The organism is uncultured Aquimarina sp. (genome assembly GCF_947495315.1).
Classification (GTDB): domain Bacteria; phylum Bacteroidota; class Bacteroidia; order Flavobacteriales; family Flavobacteriaceae; genus Aquimarina.
The window spans coordinates 115,744-132,217 of the sequence record NZ_CANLYD010000006.1; the positions used below are offsets into that span (position 1 = coordinate 115,744).

Here is a 16,474-nt window from a genome sequence, read left to right on the forward strand (position 1 = left end):
GTTGTTTACGTTATGAAAGCAGGTTTGACGACCTTACTTTCTGGGGATACTCGGGCTTCGGCTCTGCCTTCAACAGGTTAACCCTTCGGCTCCGCTCAGGGTTCGGATACCAAGGACTGAGCGTAGTCGAAGTCCGAATATAGGGAAATTTTCTTAACTGTGTTTCATAGGATACACTGTTATGGATGCTTTCTGTTTTACAGTAAATCCAAAGAATAATGCGTATTACTAGATATTACTTAGACATTGTGTATCTAATAGGGTTTTAATAAAGTATCTTTGATATAGTATTATTTATCTCTTGATATTAATTACCTCTTCGCACTACTTCAGCGAATGGTTGAGGCTTTGTTTAAAAGCTCTTATTTTGATTAATGAAACTCTAGTGGCCAACTTAATGCCTGATTGCTAGTAAGTAACTAACTATTTAATAGTGATTTTAATCTTACGCTTTGCTAATGTCATTACTCTGCAATTCGTTTCAATTCAAAAAAAATATGGCTTTGTTAAAAATGGGGGTTATCAGAACTTCAAAAAAGAGGATAAGAAACGTGTTCCTATTCATCCAGAATATCTAAAAAGACTTCCAGAACATACTCGCAGACAGTTAATTTTTATCAATTAAAGAACCGAAATGAGCACACAAGATGTTGTTTCTTAGAAAGTAATACCAATCCATGACTACAGATATTCAAATAAACAGACCAGAACCTATGGTGTCTGGAAAACAATTAGAGTTATTTAATCGCGGCACAAATGTTAAGCATACGATTAAAGCATTAGAAGCTGGTACGCCAATACTGATAACAGCGTTTTATAGCAATGGGTTATCTCTTCTTAAGGAGTTGCAGATACATCTTAAAATAAAGTTTCCAGGCACGTCTTTTAAGGAGCAACGCGAGTACCGCTTAGCATATCATACGCTATCAAATCTTGTTTTAATAGAAATTGTAGCTCATAAATTGATCGTAAAAAAATCACCGTCTATAGGTTGGTTAAAAAAGTTGTATCCCGAAACTAGTGATTTCCTATTACCCTTTCCTCAAGTTCAAGGTTTAAATAGTGCTTGGCAATGGTTCCAAAATGGAATTTCTATTCCTGTATTACGAAATAAAATACATCCTTATTACGGTACTTATTTCCCTACACGTTTTGATCATTTAATACTTTTCGACAATTGGTTAAAACGCTATAAAGGACCTAAAAAATCCGCAATAGATGTCGGTATTGGGAGCGGTGTACTTTCTTTTCAAATGGTAAAATATGGTTTTCAGAAGGTTTTTGGTACAGATACAAATCCTAATGCGATCGTTGGACTAACTGAGTTTATGACAGACACAAAATTGTCTAGAAAGATAGAATTAAGTTTTGGACATCTTTTTGGCGCTTGGGAAAAGCAGACCGAATTGATTGTTTTTAATCCACCTTGGTTACCAGAATCTCGAAATATTGATAGCAATGACGAAGCTATTTATTATAATAAAAATCTTTTTCCTGATTTTTTTTCGGAAGCAAAAAAAAGGCTATTACCAGAAGGAAAGCTGGTCATCATATTCTCTAATTTGGCTCAAATAACTAATGTTACAAAAGACCACCCAATAGAAAAGGAACTAGCTGAAGGTGGAAGATTTCAATTAGAAAAATGTTTTAAAAAAACAGTGAAAATTGCTTCTGAAAAAACAAAACGAAATCAGTACTGGCGCTCTTCTGAAGCCGTTGAACTTTGGGTGTTGATTAATAATTGATTTTTGAAATGTCGTAATGCGTTTTATTTTTTCGTCAAAGTGTATTTATCTCCATTAGATTTTGTGATTGTCAAAATATTGTTTTCTATTTTGTAATTCCATTTGTCACTTAGAATTAGAGTCCAATCAAATTCAGCAGTCCAAACACAAATATTTTCAAATTCAATTGAATTATCAGATATAGAAAAATTTCCGTTACAAATTGCAGGAAATTTTTCTACTTCACTTTCTCCAGAATAGGTTCCATCAATAAAATTTAATTCAACATTTGTAGTTTGTCCATTTCGTTCAAAAGTTCCAGTGTATTTTCCCTCTATTTTGGGTTGAATGTTATCCTCATCATTTTCTGAGCAATTTGTAAAGAATATAATACTAGATACTAAAATCAGGGTCAAGATTCTAATTTTCATATTTTAAAGTTATATTTTATAGATTCAGAAACAATGAAATGGTTGCGTCAAATGCACTACAACATTACCTAGTTAACCATATATCCTTTCTTCAATCTTATTCACTAAACTATACCAACCACCAAAGTTGCTATAGTTTATATACAATAATGAGATACTACTACAAGAATATGTAGTAGTCGATTGTGTGTTGTTTACGTTATGAAAGCAGGTTTGACGACCTTACTTTCTGGGGATACTCGGGCTTCGGCTCTGCCTTCAACAGGCTCACCCTTCGGCTACCACTTCGACAGGCTCAGTGTGACAGCTCAGGGTTCGATACCCGAGGGCTGAGCGTAGCCGAAGTCCGGATATAGGAAAGTTTTCTCAATCCAATAATTCCGAATATTAGATTTTATATGGTATCATATCGGTTAAACCGTCATACTTTTATATTTTAGCTTAAAAACAAATACCAATGATATTAGGAATAGGCTCCAGAATAAAACATCCAACATATGGATTGGGTGTAGTTACTAATGTAACAGCAAAAATGTATTGGGTAACTTTTATAGAAAATGGATTAGAAACCATTGATGTAGATGAAGATTTCGAAGTGATTGATGGAGTAGAAGATGAAGTGGATACTGTAAGTTTCTTTGAAGTAGAAAAAACCTTTAGAGAATTATTAAAGCGCTACAGTGATATCTCCGAAGTTGTTCCTATTGCTGATAAATGGAAAGGTGGTAAGATCATATTAGAGCCGGGTGATACGAATCTTGCTTCTAAAGAGATTCCGATTGATACTTTCTTTCATAAAATAGTCATGGTAAGAGATCGCATCCGTGTGATGGAACAAAAGATCAATAGCTCTAAGGTAATAGATGATCAGGATAAGGTAGATCTGCAACAATACATTACACGAATGTATGGTAGTTTAACTACATTTAATGTACTATTCAATAATAAATCTCAACAGTTCACAGGAAGTAGCAAAAAATAAATGACACCCTATCCACTGATTAAAAAAATTGGATTGATTGCAGGACCCATATTGTTTCTGGTGTTGATCAATCTTCCGATAGTATTAGTTTCTGAAATTGCTGATAAAGTAATTTCGGTGGCTATATGGATGATAGTTTGGTGGATTACAGAAGCGGTTTCTATATCGGTAACTGCTTTGATACCATTGATTTTATTCCCTTTAGTAGGAGTTTTAGATCTCAAAACAGTTTCTCAAAGTTATGGGAGTCCAATCGTATTTCTGTTTTTTGGAGGTTTCGTAATGGCTCTGGCGTTAGAAAAAGTGAATCTGCACAAACGAATTGCGTTATCGATCATTAAAATCACAGGAACAAGCCCTGATCGGGTCATTCTGGGATTTATGATTGCTACAGCTTTTATGAGTATGTGGATCAGTAATACGGCATGTACCGTAGTGATGTTACCTATCGCGTTGTCTGTTATCCAGTTATTAGTAGATGATGAAGATGGTTTTACTAAGAATGATCGAAACTTTGCCCTGAGTATTATGCTTGGTATTGCTTTTGCTGCGAATGTGGGAGGCGTAGCAACAATTATCGGAACACCGCCAAACTCTGTATTAGTCGGGTTTTTAGAAAATGAATATCAGATAGAAATCTCTTTTCTGAATTGGATGTTACTGGCATTGCCTTTTTCTTTGTTGATGATCGGAATTATTTATTTTGTGATCGTAAAATGGATATACCCCAATCGGATTGAAAGTTTTGCTGCATCCAAAGATGTGATTGATCAGGAATTAAAAAAACTAGGTAAAGTAAAGAAAACGGAACGCAGAGTACTTACTATTTTTTGTGTAGTCATATTTTTATGGATTTCCAGAACTACGATTAATGGTTTTTTTCCTGATCTTAAATTATCAGATACAGGGATTAGTATGATGGGAGCATTTGCTTTGTTTGTGATTCCTTTTAAACTTAGTAAGGGAGAGTTTACACTAATCTGGAAAGACACTGAGAAATTACCTTGGGGAATACTTATTTTATTTGGTGGAGGATTAGCGTTAGCAAGTGGTTTGTCTCACGCAGGATTGATAGAATTGGTAGCTAATATGATCGCAGCTAATCAAGGGTTAAGCTTGCTAGTAGTGACGCTATTGTTGATTGTTTTTATGCTCTTTATGACAGAGTTAATGAGTAATGTAGCATTAGTAGCAATTTTTGTTCCTGTAGTGGCAGGAATCGCTATAGGTCTCGATGTACCAATGTTACATTTATTAATACCCGTAACAATGGCGGCTAGTTGTGCATTTATGCTACCAATGGCCACACCACCGAATGCAATTGTTTTTGCCAGTGGCTACGTAAAAGTATCCGAAATGGTAAAAGCGGGATTAATTCTTAATATAATCTCTGTAATACTTTTGGTCTTGTTGTTTAAGTTTTATGTGTCAATGTTATTCTAATAGAAATTAATATGCTTAAAAATGTATTTTTCGTTTTAATTATCTTGTTTGGTATTAATGAATCAGAAGTATATAGTCAAAAAAATGGCGTTGTTCTAATTTTTAAAGATGGTACTCGATTAAAGGGTTTAGGAAAAACTCTTTCTGATGGTACAATGAAGTATAGAAAGAACAAAAAAGAAAAACCTCGTTTTATCGATTTAAAAGATGTCGAAAAGATTAAGATTTACAAGAAAGATGGAGTTTATTTTAGAGCATATAAAAAAATTAAAGGAACATCAAAGTACAAATACCTAGAATTAATAGAAGAAGGAAAATTAACTATTTATAAAAAGTTTAAAGGAGTTTTTCAACCTATAGGTAGTGATGGGCAACCTGTTTATGGATATGGAAAAAATCTAAATGATTATTATGTACAAAGAGAAGGAGAGAAAGAGGTAACTCCTTTGATATCAAGTGGATTTTTTAGTGTTAATTTTAAAAAAGTTGCTTTAGATTATTTTAAGGATTGTAACGAGCTTATCGAAAAAATCGAACAAGAAGAACTTACAAAAAATGATTTTAGTTTAATTGTTGATTTCTATAATTATGAATGCGAATGACTTATTCATTCCAAGCTCTCAGATTGGTTATCGGAATCCCAAAACCTAATAGTTTATGTTGTTGGGCTAGGTAAGCACCACTTTCTGTAGTGGTCCAATTTCCCCAGGTTGCTTCAACACCACCGATTGGTAGTAAAGAAACCCACATCTGATAGCTTTTCGGTAGGTAGTTTTGATCCACTTTCCATAAGTAAGAATCACCAGGAGTAGTGCCTCCAGAACCATAGGTGATCAGCAAGCCTTTAGATCCATCTTCGAGATTGACCAGTCTTCTGGTAACCCCTTCATCAAATAGTTTGTGTGGTGCTACTACCCAAAAAGAATCATTATTAAAATATGACAAGGCTTTCTCTAGTAGTTTATCCTTTTCTGGATTATCAATAGGCGCATTGTTTTTTGTTATTGTACTATTTATAGAGTTTAGAAGATCTAAGTTAGCTTTATAGCCTTCCCAGGTTACTTCCACTTTGCCAGATTTTTTATTCCAGAGATAATGATTTTTATTCCGAAAAGTCCATTGTATATAATCGGTATTCACATATTTATCGTGCTGTACCGCTTTTTGGATCTGCATAGCAAAATTATCAGCTTCTGCTCCCGGTGTTCCTTCAGGCATTTTTTTATGAAGTGAGAAATATAGAATAGCAATCAGAAAGATTACAATTACTACTAGGCTTGTAAAGAATATTTTGAGAAGTTTAAAGAGTCTTTTTTTCAAAGTGTTGTGATTTAATTAGGTTTAAAGATATTAAATCAAACTGATATTAAAGTGAAGTATTTTATGATAAATATAGATGATTTGCTTATCAGAAAGTGTATGGATGTATTTAAATTAGTAGGTAAATTATTGATACTCTAAAGGAACACCTTTGTATTCATGTAATTTAAATTATTTAGGTTTTATCTCAAAAACACTATATAATCCAATAGCTCCGTATTTATCAAAAGCTTCTTTTCCTTTCCACCATTTGACTTGCCTACGTCTTGTTTTTTTAAAAACTACAGAATCCTCATCGCTTAATTCAATTCTCTTTTTTAATTTCCCATTTATAGAAAACATTAACTCACTATTAGTTAGACTATCGATATAAGATTTTCTGAAATATGGTTCACAATTTTCTAATATTAAAAATTCATCTTTTGAAATTATTTTGATTTTTTTGTCACAAAATTGTTCTATTGTTAAAGCATTATCATCAGGATATTTAGAAAGCAAACAGTTTTCCGCAATAGTTTGAAATACTGAATCATTTATTTTTTTTAGTCGAAAAGTAACATCTGTAGAAGGGAATAGTCCTTTTGGAAAAGTTTTTATACGTAATTCTGTATTTTTTAAAGTAACTTCGTGATGTCGGAGAGATTCGGAAAAATAAGTTATAAATATCCCTTCATCAGTTATATCATCTTGACAGTATCCTTCGTAACCACTATTATCTAAAAGAGATAATAAAAAGAATGATAATAAATTAATACTTCGCATAGATAATTGGTTTTATTGATCTTCTAGCGGAATGCCTTTGTATTCATATAATTTAAAAAGCCGTTCTCTAAAAATAAATTCTTTATCATTTTTCCAGTAAATAGTATCATTAAACACATCAGCCATATATATTTGGGTTCTTAGGGTATCTTTTAATTCTTCTTTGGTTGGTTTCCTAAGTTTAAAATTAGGATAATATATCAAGTAGGTAGAGTCATTTAATACTTTATAATTAGGAAATGTACTATACGCATATTGTCCTTTTCCTCCTGATATAAACAAAGTGCTATCTGCTTCAAATTGAATACTATTATCAAGAACAGTTGGTTTGTTCGTATATGAGTATAAATAAAGTTTATCTACTGTGTTCCTTTGAGCAGAACAACTATTTAAAAATGAAAAAAGAAAAATTACAAGGCTAATACTTCGCATAGATAACAGGTTTTTTCTGTATAAAAACTTTGATATAGTCAAGATACGGTTTTTTCTTATCGGCAGAACCTAAACTAATATTTAAAACGTCTTCAAATCGATTTTTTTTATTCGCATTAAATACTTCTTTAGCACTGCTATGGATATCCAGTTCGTTCTGAGAGATTCTTTGATACAAACCGTCCAAAGCATAACCATCCGATACTTTGGCAATGACAGCTACTTTAATATCCTTCATTCTCTTAATCTCTACCGTTCCAAAATTTTTATCCCCTGTAAGCACTCTGTGCGCCCCTGCAAAAATTTCCTGCTCTGATAAGGATATATACATCTTTAACACTCCATCAAAGGCATACTGTCGTTTGTAGGTGGCTAATTCATCAAACACATCATAGGTTAGTCCTGTATCATATTTAATGTTACCATAGTTGTTTACCTTTATAAATTCCATTTGTCCGTTCTCGAACTGAAATGCGTGTTTTAGTTCATTAATTAATGTTCCAAGTGAGCCATCATAAAAAATAGTACTCTTATCCTTACCTTTAAATACAAATTCAGGTTGAGGTCTAATGTTAAAAGAATACGTAGTACTAGATTGCTCAATGACTTTAAATTCTTTTTGGGCATCTTTTAGCTCTTTGATACGGGCTTGCAGGTCTTTTTTATCTGCGCCATTGGCATTGGGTAACTTCGCTTCCAGTTCCTTAATCTTCTCTGCTACCTTTTTCTTTAATAATGAAAAGGTTTTTTGACTATTAGGATGAATGCGTGTAGGATAACTATTTCGAGTCAGGTGATCCAACTCAATCTGTTTTTTGGCAATGTCATTTTGGGATAGTAGGGTATTCCTAAATTCTTGTATATAGTTCATAGGTTTCAACAACTGTTGCTTTAAATCAAAACAACCACAACAAATAAACTATATTTTCCCCAATAATCAAATAGTTTTTTTTTAATATAGTATATATTGTATATACTATATTGTTCATAAGAAGTGCTCGTCTAGCATGATTACAATGATGCATAATACTCAAAAGCATCGATGATCAAATCATCAGAAACAATACAGTTATATTTTGCCTCACCAATTGTAGTAAGTAATACAAAATAGATATTTCCTTTTTCATTCTTCTTATCATGTACCAGTAGTTCCATGATCTCTTTATAATCATTAGGATCAATATCTACTTTAGGAAATGTGGCAAGAATTACCTGGCTGATTATGATAAGTTCTTCTTCCTTCAAAGATAACTGTGCTGCAGAAATAAATCCTTCCAGAATCATTCCGATGGCAATTGCTTCACCGTGCAGTAATTCAGGTTTTTCTGGATGTGTTAGATAAAAAGACTCAATAGCATGACCTAAAGTATGACCGAAGTTCAGGTATTTTCGAATGTTTTGCTCTGTTGGGTCTTCAAAAACAATTTTATTTTTAATAACCACAGAATCATAAATCAATTGATCCAAATCATCAGTAGTTAATTTAGAAAGATCACTCATTTTTTCCCAATAAGCTCTATCCTGGATCAATCCGTGTTTTAGCATTTCTGCAAAACCACTGCACATTTGATTGACAGGTAGCGTTCCCAAAAACTCGGTATCTACCAATACCATTTCGGATTCACTGATAACACCCACCATGTTTTTTAAGTTACCAAGATCTACACCGGTTTTTCCGCCAACAGAAGCGTCCACCATCGCCAATAATGAAGTTGGAACATTGATGTAACTAATACCACGTTTATAAGTACAGGCAATAAAACCACCAAGATCAGTTACGACACCACCACCAAGGTTTATGAGCAAGCTTTTTCTATCCGCTCCATATTCTGCTAATACACTCCAGATACTACTACAAGTATCGATGTTTTTATTGATTTCTCCTGGTTCAATTTCCAGAACTTCAATCTCATATTCCTTTTCTATTTTACTCATAAAATGAGCATAACAGTTCTGATAGGTATTACTATCTACTAGAATAAAGATTTTAGAATGACTAGCTTTTTCTAAATAAGCATTAAGTGCGGTATAACATTCATCGTTAAAATATACGATAGAATCTTTAGAAACAATGGGCTTCATAAAAGGTGTTTTTACAGGCGGTGAAATTAAGCAGAATTTGTAATAAAATAAACTTCCAAGTTCTATATTTGTAGATATCTTAAAACAAATAGGTAGTAGGTGATAATACTATCATTATTTTAATGAATTTACTATAATTGTTACGAATCTTTAAAATTTGCACTTAATGAAGGAACATACTTTGTTTGATAATACAGAAACCGCTTTTGCTTTAAAAAGTGATTCTGAACTCGAAAGAGCATATTTTCTTTTTAAAATGATCGCCAATGAACCTCTTGTTCGAATTGGTACTGCGGTTACAAATTTTGCATTAAAAGCTCATTTACCTGTACAAGGTCTGATTAGAGCCACAGTTTTTGATCATTTTTGTGGTGGTGTGGATGAAGAGGATTGTATACCAGTAGTAGAAAAGATGTATACTAAAGGTAGAGTTTCTTCAGTATTAGATTATTCTGTAGAAGGCAAGGAAGAAGAAGCACAGTTTGATCACGTATTGGAGAAAACAATGGAAATTTTGGACTTTGTTGATCAAAAAGAAGCGATTCCGTTTGGGGTGTTTAAGCCTACAGGTTTAGGAAGGTTTTTAGTTTGGCAGAAGAAGACAGAAGGTACTGAATTATCTGTAGAGGAAGAAAAAGAATGGAGTAGGATAGAAGAGCGTTTTGATCAGGTATGTAAAAAAGCGTATGAATGTGATGTTCCATTGTTAATTGATGGCGAAGAAAGCTGGATGCAGGATGCTGCTGATGAGTTAGTAGCTAAGATGATGGTGAAATACAATAAAGAGAAAGCAATTGTATATAATACATTACAGTTATATCGACACGACAGATTTGAATATTTGAAGAAGTTACAACAAGAAGCTAAAGAGTCTGGTTTTAAGATCGGAATGAAGATCGTACGTGGTGCGTATATGGAAAAGGAAAACGATCGCGCTGCAGAAAAAGGATACCCAACGCCAATCTGCGAAAGTAAAGCAGCTACAGATCTTAATTTTAATACTACTCTGGAGTATATATTACAAAACCTTGATGATATTTCTGTATTTATAGGAACCCATAATGAAGAGAGCTGTTATCAAGCTATCGAGTTGATGAGAAAACAACAAGTAATTAAGAGTGATCCCAGAGTTTGGTTAGGGCAGTTATATGGTATGAGTGATCATATAAGTTTTAATCTTGCAGCAGAAGGCTATAATGTAGCTAAATACCTACCTTTTGGCCCTGTAAAAGATGTAATGCCTTATCTGATTCGTAGGGCGGAAGAAAATACCTCTGTTGCCGGACAAACTACCAGAGAATTAGATTTGTTATCTAAGGAAAGAAAAAGAAGAAAGTTATAATAGTTGGCAGTTTTAAGTAAGCAGTTTTTTTCTGCTGACTGCATACTGCTAATTGCGAACCAAAAACCATGAACCTAAATCAAGTTACAGTTCCGTCGATTAATGTAGAGCAATCTATTTCTTTTTATGAGAAACTAGGTTTACGATTAATCGTAAAAGCGTTGCCTCATTATGCTCGTTTTGAATGTAAAGAAGGAAATGCTACTTTTTCTATACATCAAGTTGAAAAATTACCTGATGGAGATGGGATTTATGTATATTTTGAAACCGAACAATTAGATCAGGAAGTAGAACGATTGGTTGTAGAAGGAGTAGATTTTGATCAATTACCTATAGATCAAAGTTGGTTATGGAGAGAAGCAAGGCTTAAAGATCCTGATGGGAATCAAATCATTTTGTATTTTGCAGGAGACAATAGAAAGAATCCACCTTGGAGGGTTAAAAGTTGACATTTTATTAGTTTGAAATTCTCTACAATTAATTTCTCTATCGTAATCATAAAAACTATATGAGTTTCCTCTATTTCAAAGGGAGGAGTAAATTGAGAGAATTTGGATGAACACCCTCATCCCAACCTTCTCCCTCAAGGGAGAAGGAGTTAGTTCTTATAAGAGATTATAATAATATGAACAATCCAACAGTTAACCAAACCTTTACTGATCAAGACTTTTCTAATAAGAAACTGACTAGCAAGGAGTATGATAATTGCACTTTTACTAATTGTAATTTTACTGAAGCAGACATATCTGTGGTTACATTTTTAGAATGCAGATTTACTGATTGTAACTTTACAAAAGTAATGATGAAGCAAACAGCGTTTAGAGATGAAAGCGTTTTTGAAGATTGTAAGTTATTGGGAGCGAATTTTAGCAGTTGTAATGACTTTATGTTTTCTGTAGCGTTTAAAGGGTGTAAACTTGATTATGCATCTTTTTATGGGTTTCAGCTAAAAAACACAAGATTTGTTGATTGTAAACTTGTTGAAGCTGATTTTACGGAAGCTAATCTTACTGGATCAAGTTTTGAAAATTGTGACTTAACTAATGCAGTTTTTAAACAAACAAATGCGGAAAAGGCAGATTTTACATCTGCATTAAATTTTGACATTGATCCTGCTCAGAATAAACTGAAACAGGCTAAGTTTTCTGAAACAGGACTGATCGGTTTATTAAGAAAGTATGATTTGGTCATAAAATAGAGAATAGAATCTTAAATTATAAAGTAATATCATAAGATGAGCAAAATAGTTGTACAAGGAATACAGTTTGATGATAAGTCTTCATTTCAGAAAGGTCCAAAACTAGCTCCTCCAATAATTAGAGAAATTTTACATTGTGGATCTCTTAATTTATGTGCAGAAAATGGAGTTAGCATTGATACTCCGGCTATAGAAGATAAGGGTGATTTTGAAATTGAAAAATATTTTGATATTGAAAAAATCACAGAAAAACATTTAGATTCTTATGATAAAGTTTTTACACTTGGTGGTGATCATTCGATTACATTTCCCATTATTAAAGCATATCAGCAGAAGTATAAGAAATTTGATATTCTACAAATTGATGCGCATTCAGATCTTTATAACGATTATGAAGGAGATCAATATTCTCATGCATGTCCGTTTGCAAGAATTATGGAAAATGGATTTGCAGCCAGATTAGTTCAGGTAGGTGTCAGGACATTGAATCCACATCAAGCTGCTCAAGCTAGTAAATTCAATGTGGAGATTCATCAGATGAAAGATTATGATATATCATTAATACCAAAGTTTGAAAATCCACTGTACATTTCATTAGATATGGATGGGTTTGATCCTGCTTTCGCTCCAGGAGTATCGCATCATGAACCTGGTGGTTTAACGTCTCGACAGGTAGTTGATCTTATACAAAGTATAGAAACCGAAGTTATTGGAGCCGATATTGTAGAATATAACCCAAATAGAGATTTTCAGAATATGACCGCTTTTTTGGCAACAAAAATGATGAAAGAAATTTTAGTGAAAATGATGTGAAACTTATGTTATTTTAATGCTATTCAGAACACTTGCTAATTTTTCGATTACCTCTACAATTTCCTCCTCATTTAATGCTGCAAAACCTATTCTAAAACCATTGTGACCAGTGTTGTCATTATCATACCGTTTCCAATCATTTATGAATACTAGATTTAGTTTTCTGGTTTCTGCCATTACCAAGTCCCATTGATATGGTTTCTTTAATTGTACCCAAACTGCCATTCCGCCTTTAGGGATTTCAAAATCAAAAAAATCTCCTAGTTGTTTCTGTAATAGTTTACAGAACAAATCTCTACGTGCTTTATATATCCTTCGTACCTTATTACTATGTCTTTGTACATCGCCATTACTAATCATTCTCGCCAGCGTTTGTTCTAATAATGTATCGCCTTGTCTGTCCAGGATTCTTCTTAATCTTGCGGCTTCATCTACTGCCTCTTTTGGAGCGATGAAATAACCAATACGAAGTGCCGGAGCAATAATCTTTGTGAAACCACCAATATATATAACGTTTCCGTGTGCATCATTACTTGCTAATGGAAGGATAGGAGCATTACTGTAATGAAAATCGTAATCATAATCATCTTCTATTATTGCGAAGTTATACTGCTGTGCTAAATCTAATAAATGCATACGTCGTTCTGCTGATAAGGTAACAGTGGTAGGATGGTGATGATGAGATGTCACATATATGGCACTAATTGGTTGTTGTTTGCAGATTGTTTCGATTTCATTAGTATTGATTCCTTGCGCATCAACAGAAACACGTTTTATAACTCCACTAGCTTCGGTAAACGTATTATCGGCAGTCATGTAATTAGTTTTTCCTGTGATAATAGTTTTTTTGTCATTTAATAATAATTGGCTAGCTAGATAAATACCCATTTGACTTCCTCTGGTGATTAGGATGTTATCCACAGTTATTTTTAATCCTCTGGTTTGGTTAAGGTAAATGACTAATGCCTTACGTAAATCAATATTTCCGTATGTATCGCCATAGGTGAGTAGTTCTCTATGATGAACTTTTTTTGTGATGTTTCTATAGGCTTTAGCAATATCCTCAATCGGAGCTAGCCGGTGATCTGGGACTCCATCGTCTACTTTTAGTGCGGCTGGAATAGTTTCTATTTCTTTTCTTATAAGATGTTTCCGCTTTTTAAAATTAAAACCAGCTGTATTTTTAGTATCTGTAGTATTAGAAAAACCCCGAAGTTTTTTAGGACTAATAATCGGTAAATCCTGGCTTATAAAGGTACCTCTAGCCGGAATGCTCTCAATCCATCCTTGTGACATTAGTTCGTCATAAGCAGCGACCACTGTTTTTCGATGGACATCCAGATCTTCGGATAGTTTTCGGGATCCGGGAAGTTTTGATGAAGGAGCCAGTTTACCTGATTTAATAAATCCAATCATCTGATCACACAATTGTAAATAAAGGTGTCGATTAGAGTTTCTGTCTAAATCAATGTTACTTTTAAAAGGAAATACAACCGGACTACTCATAATGTATAAACTGGATTAGTTTAACGCGCCATAAAACTACTAATTTTGATTTAAATCAAAAAATGAATACGTAATGTCAGAATATCAGGTTACAACGCTCAATAAAGTAGTGAGAGGATCTAAAAGAGCGAATTATGATAAAGAAGAAATTAATAAAATTTTGGATGATGCTTTTTTATGCCATGTTGGATATGTTTGGCAAAATAACGCTATTGTGATTCCTACTGCTTATGGTAGAGAAGGAGATACCATCTATATCCATGGGTCACTAAAAAATAGAATGATCACTAATTTATTGGATACTGGAAGTGCTAGTATTTCGGTTACTCACCTAGATGGATTGGTTTTAGCTCGATCCGCATTTCATCATTCTGCCAACTATAGATCGGTAAACGTTTTCGGAGAAGTTCGTAAAGTAGAAGATCCAAGTGAGAAGATGAAGGCTTTAGAATGTATTCTTAATAATATGGTTCCAGGACATTGGGATAACGTTAGACATCCAAACGATAAAGAATTTAATGCTACATTAGTAATGGCAATTAAGATGGATACGGCTTCTGCAAAGGTTAGGGCAGAAGGCGTTGTAGATGAAAAAGAAGATCATAGTTTACCCATTTGGGCAGGTGTAATACCAATTAAGCAAGCAGCAAGCGATCCAGTTTTTGATGTAGATTTGGAGGATAGTATTGAAATTCCTGATGCGGTAATGAGGTATGTGGAAAAGAATAAAATAGCATAGATATGTTGACAGATGAAATAAAAAAATATATAGATAAAAGCGTATTATGTTGGTTAGCAACATCATCAAAGGATAACATTCCTAATGTGTCTCCAAAAGAAGTATTTACTTATTTTTTAGATTCAAATATCATCATTGCAAATATTGCTTCTCCACAAACGGTAAGGAATATTAGAGAAAACAATAAAGTTTGTATTAGTTTTATAGATGTCTTTGTTCAAAAGGGATATCAATTAAAAGGAGAAGCACAGATAATTATCAAAAAGGATCCTTCTTTTATTTCGATGGAATCTCTTCTTGTTGAGATTACCAAGGGGAAGTTTCCGTTTGCAACGATTACTAGTATTTCGGTTGAAGAGATAAAGCCGATAATTGCTCCTAAATACATCCTTTATCCTGAAACCACGGAAGAACAACAAATTGAAAGCGCCTTAAAATTATATCAACCTTGATAAAAAGTAATATCAGTTATGTTAGAAATAAGACCAACCTGTGAGAATTGCAACAAATCATTACCCAATGATAGTAAAGAAGCAATGATATGCACTTTTGAGTGTACGTTTTGTAAAGATTGTGTGGATTCTATTTTAGAGAATGTATGTCCTAATTGCGGAGGAGGTTTTACCAAAAGACCGACGAGACCATCTCATTTTTTAGAAAAATATCCTATAAGTACTAAGGTTATTTATAAACCTGTGGATTACGAAATTTATAAAGAACTGCAGAATAAGTTTAGACACATTGAATCCAGAGAAAGGTAATACTATGAGTGTGCACTTAAGGATAGCAACAATGAATGATGTTCATGAAATTTCTTTTTTAGGTAAAAAGACTTTCGATCAATCATTTGGACATCTTTTTGGAGACAGAAAAGATCTTACTGATTATCTTGATCGTACGTTTTCTATAGAAAAATTGAAAAGTAGTATTGTCAAGCAGCATAATATGTATTGGATAGCTTATTACGGAAATGTAGCTGTTGGCTATGCTAAAATTCAATTAGATTCATCTTCAGAGTTTATTGAATCTGTAAAAGCATGTAAGCTTCAAAAGATATATGTATTAAAAGAATATTTATCTATGGGAATAGGAGCTCAATTAAACCAGTTAATATTTGATAAGGCAATAAGTAATAACAGCGAATATATCTGGTTGTCCGTTTTAAAATCTAATGAAAGAGCAGTACGATTTTATGAAATAAATTCATATACTATTGTAGGAGAGCATCCTTTTAGTATTGGTAAAGAAGATTTTGATTTTTGGGTGATGAGTAGAAAGCTATAATTATTTAATAATTTCTAAAGCATTGACCCTCGCAATAGAATCACAATTTGCAATAAGTAGTCCAATAGTTTTTTCTTTGGCTTCACCTTCTATAAAATACGTATTACAAGAGTCTAATTCAGTATTACTCTTTCCAAAATCTACATCTCCTGATTTTAGAATGTTAGAGATATCCGCAGTATCAATACTATAATTTTGCATAGCAGCAAGTACTTCTTGAGAAAATACACGTTCCTTAATCCTGATGTTTTTTAATACGCGAGCAGTAGGAGTGTAGTCACAGGATGCTTTTTTTCCTCCAAGAAAGAAGAATAACAGAAATAATCCAATAATAAATCCAAAAAAATAAAATCCCAGTCGATGCGCTAGTTTCATGTGCTATAAAAATTCAGTGCTCAAAAGTAATGAAAGTTTCA

The 16,474-nt window shown here is 33.2% G+C and carries 20 protein-coding genes; 12 read left to right on the forward strand and 8 right to left on the reverse strand.

Annotated elements, in window-relative coordinates; all coding sequences use genetic code 11:
- Positions 1-677 precede the first annotated feature (677 nt).
- Positions 678-1,745, forward strand: coding sequence for a methyltransferase (locus Q0910_RS12405; protein ID WP_299216751.1), 1,068 nt, complete (start codon positions 678-680; stop codon positions 1,743-1,745).
- A 23-nt stretch (positions 1,746-1,768) separates the two neighbouring features.
- Here the strand turns inward: Q0910_RS12405 and Q0910_RS12410 are convergent, their stop codons facing one another.
- Positions 1,769-2,155 (reverse strand): hypothetical protein, encoded by a 387-nt coding sequence (locus Q0910_RS12410; RefSeq protein WP_299216754.1) that lies wholly within the window; start codon positions 2,153-2,155, stop codon positions 1,769-1,771.
- 457 nt (positions 2,156-2,612) lie between these two features.
- Here Q0910_RS12410 and Q0910_RS12415 point away from each other — a divergent pair, with 457 nt between their 5' ends.
- The 3 genes from Q0910_RS12415 to Q0910_RS12425 are packed head-to-tail and all read left to right on the forward strand — an operon-like array spanning position 2,613 to position 5,182.
- On the forward strand, positions 2,613-3,137 hold the full coding sequence (locus tag Q0910_RS12415) for a hypothetical protein (RefSeq protein WP_299216757.1): 525 nt from the start codon (positions 2,613-2,615) through the stop codon (positions 3,135-3,137).
- Positions 3,138-4,580: a DASS family sodium-coupled anion symporter gene (locus tag Q0910_RS12420; RefSeq protein ID WP_299216760.1), complete on the forward strand. Its 1,443-nt coding sequence runs from the start codon at positions 3,138-3,140 to the stop codon at positions 4,578-4,580. It abuts the gene before it with no gap.
- 11 nt (positions 4,581-4,591) lie between these two features.
- Complete coding sequence (locus Q0910_RS12425; RefSeq protein WP_299216763.1) at positions 4,592-5,182, forward strand: hypothetical protein; 591 nt, start codon at positions 4,592-4,594, stop codon at positions 5,180-5,182.
- Between the two features lies 1 nt (position 5,183).
- On the opposite strand, the gene Q0910_RS12430 is transcribed toward Q0910_RS12425, so the two are convergent.
- The 5 genes from Q0910_RS12430 to aroB form a co-directional block, all read right to left on the reverse strand.
- Positions 5,184-5,900 carry a hypothetical protein gene (locus tag Q0910_RS12430; protein WP_299216767.1) on the reverse strand — a complete coding sequence of 239 codons (717 nt, stop codon included), beginning with the start codon at positions 5,898-5,900 and terminating at the stop codon, positions 5,184-5,186.
- 171 nt (positions 5,901-6,071) lie between these two features.
- Entirely contained in the window at positions 6,072-6,662 is a 591-nt protein-coding gene (locus tag Q0910_RS12435) for a hypothetical protein (RefSeq protein ID WP_299216770.1), read from the reverse strand.
- A gap of 12 nt (positions 6,663-6,674) precedes the next feature.
- The gene (locus tag Q0910_RS12440; protein WP_299216773.1) at positions 6,675-7,094 is read right to left on the reverse strand and encodes a hypothetical protein; all 420 of its coding nucleotides are present in this window, start codon (positions 7,092-7,094) and stop codon (positions 6,675-6,677) included.
- Positions 7,081-7,965 (reverse strand): hypothetical protein, encoded by an 885-nt coding sequence (locus tag Q0910_RS12445; RefSeq protein ID WP_299216776.1) that lies wholly within the window; start codon positions 7,963-7,965, stop codon positions 7,081-7,083. The genes Q0910_RS12440 and Q0910_RS12445 overlap by 14 nt, the downstream gene beginning before the upstream one ends.
- Before the next feature lie 140 nt (positions 7,966-8,105).
- Positions 8,106-9,176 (reverse strand): 3-dehydroquinate synthase, encoded by a 1,071-nt coding sequence (gene aroB / locus Q0910_RS12450; RefSeq protein WP_299216779.1) that lies wholly within the window; start codon positions 9,174-9,176, stop codon positions 8,106-8,108.
- Between the two features lie 166 nt (positions 9,177-9,342).
- On the opposite strand from aroB, the gene Q0910_RS12455 reads away from it, so the two are divergent.
- From Q0910_RS12455 to speB, 4 genes are all read left to right on the forward strand, one after another.
- Entirely contained in the window at positions 9,343-10,518 is a 1,176-nt protein-coding gene (locus Q0910_RS12455) for a proline dehydrogenase family protein (RefSeq protein ID WP_299216782.1), read from the forward strand.
- A 68-nt stretch (positions 10,519-10,586) separates the two neighbouring features.
- Positions 10,587-10,967 (forward strand): VOC family protein, encoded by a 381-nt coding sequence (locus Q0910_RS12460; RefSeq protein ID WP_299216786.1) that lies wholly within the window; start codon positions 10,587-10,589, stop codon positions 10,965-10,967.
- Positions 10,968-11,143: 176 nt separating this feature from the next.
- Complete coding sequence (locus Q0910_RS12465; protein WP_299216790.1) at positions 11,144-11,716, forward strand: pentapeptide repeat-containing protein; 573 nt, start codon at positions 11,144-11,146, stop codon at positions 11,714-11,716.
- 36 nt (positions 11,717-11,752) lie between these two features.
- The gene (speB, locus tag Q0910_RS12470) at positions 11,753-12,529 is read left to right on the forward strand and encodes an agmatinase (RefSeq protein ID WP_299216793.1); all 777 of its coding nucleotides are present in this window, start codon (positions 11,753-11,755) and stop codon (positions 12,527-12,529) included.
- Between the two features lie 3 nt (positions 12,530-12,532).
- Here speB and Q0910_RS12475 read toward each other — a convergent pair whose 3' ends face one another.
- Positions 12,533-14,035: a PLP-dependent aminotransferase family protein gene (locus Q0910_RS12475; protein ID WP_299216796.1), complete on the reverse strand. Its 1,503-nt coding sequence runs from the start codon at positions 14,033-14,035 to the stop codon at positions 12,533-12,535.
- 73 nt (positions 14,036-14,108) lie between these two features.
- On the opposite strand from Q0910_RS12475, the gene Q0910_RS12480 reads away from it, so the two are divergent.
- The 4 genes from Q0910_RS12480 to Q0910_RS12495 are packed head-to-tail and all read left to right on the forward strand — an operon-like array spanning position 14,109 to position 16,058.
- Entirely contained in the window at positions 14,109-14,774 is a 666-nt protein-coding gene (locus tag Q0910_RS12480; RefSeq protein WP_299216799.1) for a pyridoxamine 5'-phosphate oxidase family protein, read from the forward strand.
- 2 nt (positions 14,775-14,776) lie between these two features.
- On the forward strand, positions 14,777-15,226 hold the full coding sequence (locus tag Q0910_RS12485; protein WP_299216802.1) for a pyridoxamine 5'-phosphate oxidase family protein: 450 nt from the start codon (positions 14,777-14,779) through the stop codon (positions 15,224-15,226).
- Between the two features lie 18 nt (positions 15,227-15,244).
- On the forward strand, positions 15,245-15,535 hold the full coding sequence (locus Q0910_RS12490) for a DUF1272 domain-containing protein (protein ID WP_299216806.1): 291 nt from the start codon (positions 15,245-15,247) through the stop codon (positions 15,533-15,535).
- Positions 15,536-15,539: 4 nt separating this feature from the next.
- Positions 15,540-16,058, forward strand: coding sequence for a GNAT family N-acetyltransferase (locus tag Q0910_RS12495; RefSeq protein ID WP_299216810.1), 519 nt, complete (start codon positions 15,540-15,542; stop codon positions 16,056-16,058).
- On the opposite strand, the gene Q0910_RS12500 is transcribed toward Q0910_RS12495, so the two are convergent.
- Entirely contained in the window at positions 16,059-16,433 is a 375-nt protein-coding gene (locus Q0910_RS12500) for a hypothetical protein (RefSeq protein WP_299216812.1), read from the reverse strand. It lies immediately after the preceding gene.
- Positions 16,434-16,474: the final 41 nt, after the last annotated feature.

Excerpts from the sequence above, each read along its gene's own strand:
- Q0910_RS12405 (WP_299216751.1), top strand. The coding sequence starts at position 678 with ATGACTACAGATATTCAAATAAACAGACCAGAACCTATGGTGTCTGGA.
- Q0910_RS12410 (WP_299216754.1), bottom strand. The coding sequence starts at position 2,155 with ATGAAAATTAGAATCTTGACCCTGATTTTAGTATCTAGTATTATATTC.
- Q0910_RS12415 (WP_299216757.1), top strand. The coding sequence starts at position 2,613 with ATGATATTAGGAATAGGCTCCAGAATAAAACATCCAACATATGGATTG.
- Q0910_RS12420 (WP_299216760.1), top strand. The coding sequence starts at position 3,138 with ATGACACCCTATCCACTGATTAAAAAAATTGGATTGATTGCAGGACCC.
- Q0910_RS12425 (WP_299216763.1), top strand. The coding sequence starts at position 4,592 with ATGCTTAAAAATGTATTTTTCGTTTTAATTATCTTGTTTGGTATTAAT.
- Q0910_RS12435 (WP_299216770.1), bottom strand. The coding sequence starts at position 6,662 with ATGCGAAGTATTAATTTATTATCATTCTTTTTATTATCTCTTTTAGAT.
- Q0910_RS12440 (WP_299216773.1), bottom strand. The coding sequence starts at position 7,094 with ATGCGAAGTATTAGCCTTGTAATTTTTCTTTTTTCATTTTTAAATAGT.
- Q0910_RS12445 (WP_299216776.1), bottom strand. The coding sequence starts at position 7,965 with ATGAACTATATACAAGAATTTAGGAATACCCTACTATCCCAAAATGAC.
- aroB (WP_299216779.1), bottom strand. The coding sequence starts at position 9,176 with ATGAAGCCCATTGTTTCTAAAGATTCTATCGTATATTTTAACGATGAA.
- Q0910_RS12455 (WP_299216782.1), top strand. The coding sequence starts at position 9,343 with ATGAAGGAACATACTTTGTTTGATAATACAGAAACCGCTTTTGCTTTA.
- Q0910_RS12460 (WP_299216786.1), top strand. The coding sequence starts at position 10,587 with ATGAACCTAAATCAAGTTACAGTTCCGTCGATTAATGTAGAGCAATCT.
- Q0910_RS12465 (WP_299216790.1), top strand. The coding sequence starts at position 11,144 with ATGAACAATCCAACAGTTAACCAAACCTTTACTGATCAAGACTTTTCT.
- speB (WP_299216793.1), top strand. The coding sequence starts at position 11,753 with ATGAGCAAAATAGTTGTACAAGGAATACAGTTTGATGATAAGTCTTCA.
- Q0910_RS12475 (WP_299216796.1), bottom strand. The coding sequence starts at position 14,035 with ATGAGTAGTCCGGTTGTATTTCCTTTTAAAAGTAACATTGATTTAGAC.
- Q0910_RS12480 (WP_299216799.1), top strand. The coding sequence starts at position 14,109 with ATGTCAGAATATCAGGTTACAACGCTCAATAAAGTAGTGAGAGGATCT.
- Q0910_RS12485 (WP_299216802.1), top strand. The coding sequence starts at position 14,777 with ATGTTGACAGATGAAATAAAAAAATATATAGATAAAAGCGTATTATGT.
- Q0910_RS12490 (WP_299216806.1), top strand. The coding sequence starts at position 15,245 with ATGTTAGAAATAAGACCAACCTGTGAGAATTGCAACAAATCATTACCC.
- Q0910_RS12495 (WP_299216810.1), top strand. The coding sequence starts at position 15,540 with ATGAGTGTGCACTTAAGGATAGCAACAATGAATGATGTTCATGAAATT.
- Q0910_RS12500 (WP_299216812.1), bottom strand. The coding sequence starts at position 16,433 with ATGAAACTAGCGCATCGACTGGGATTTTATTTTTTTGGATTTATTATT.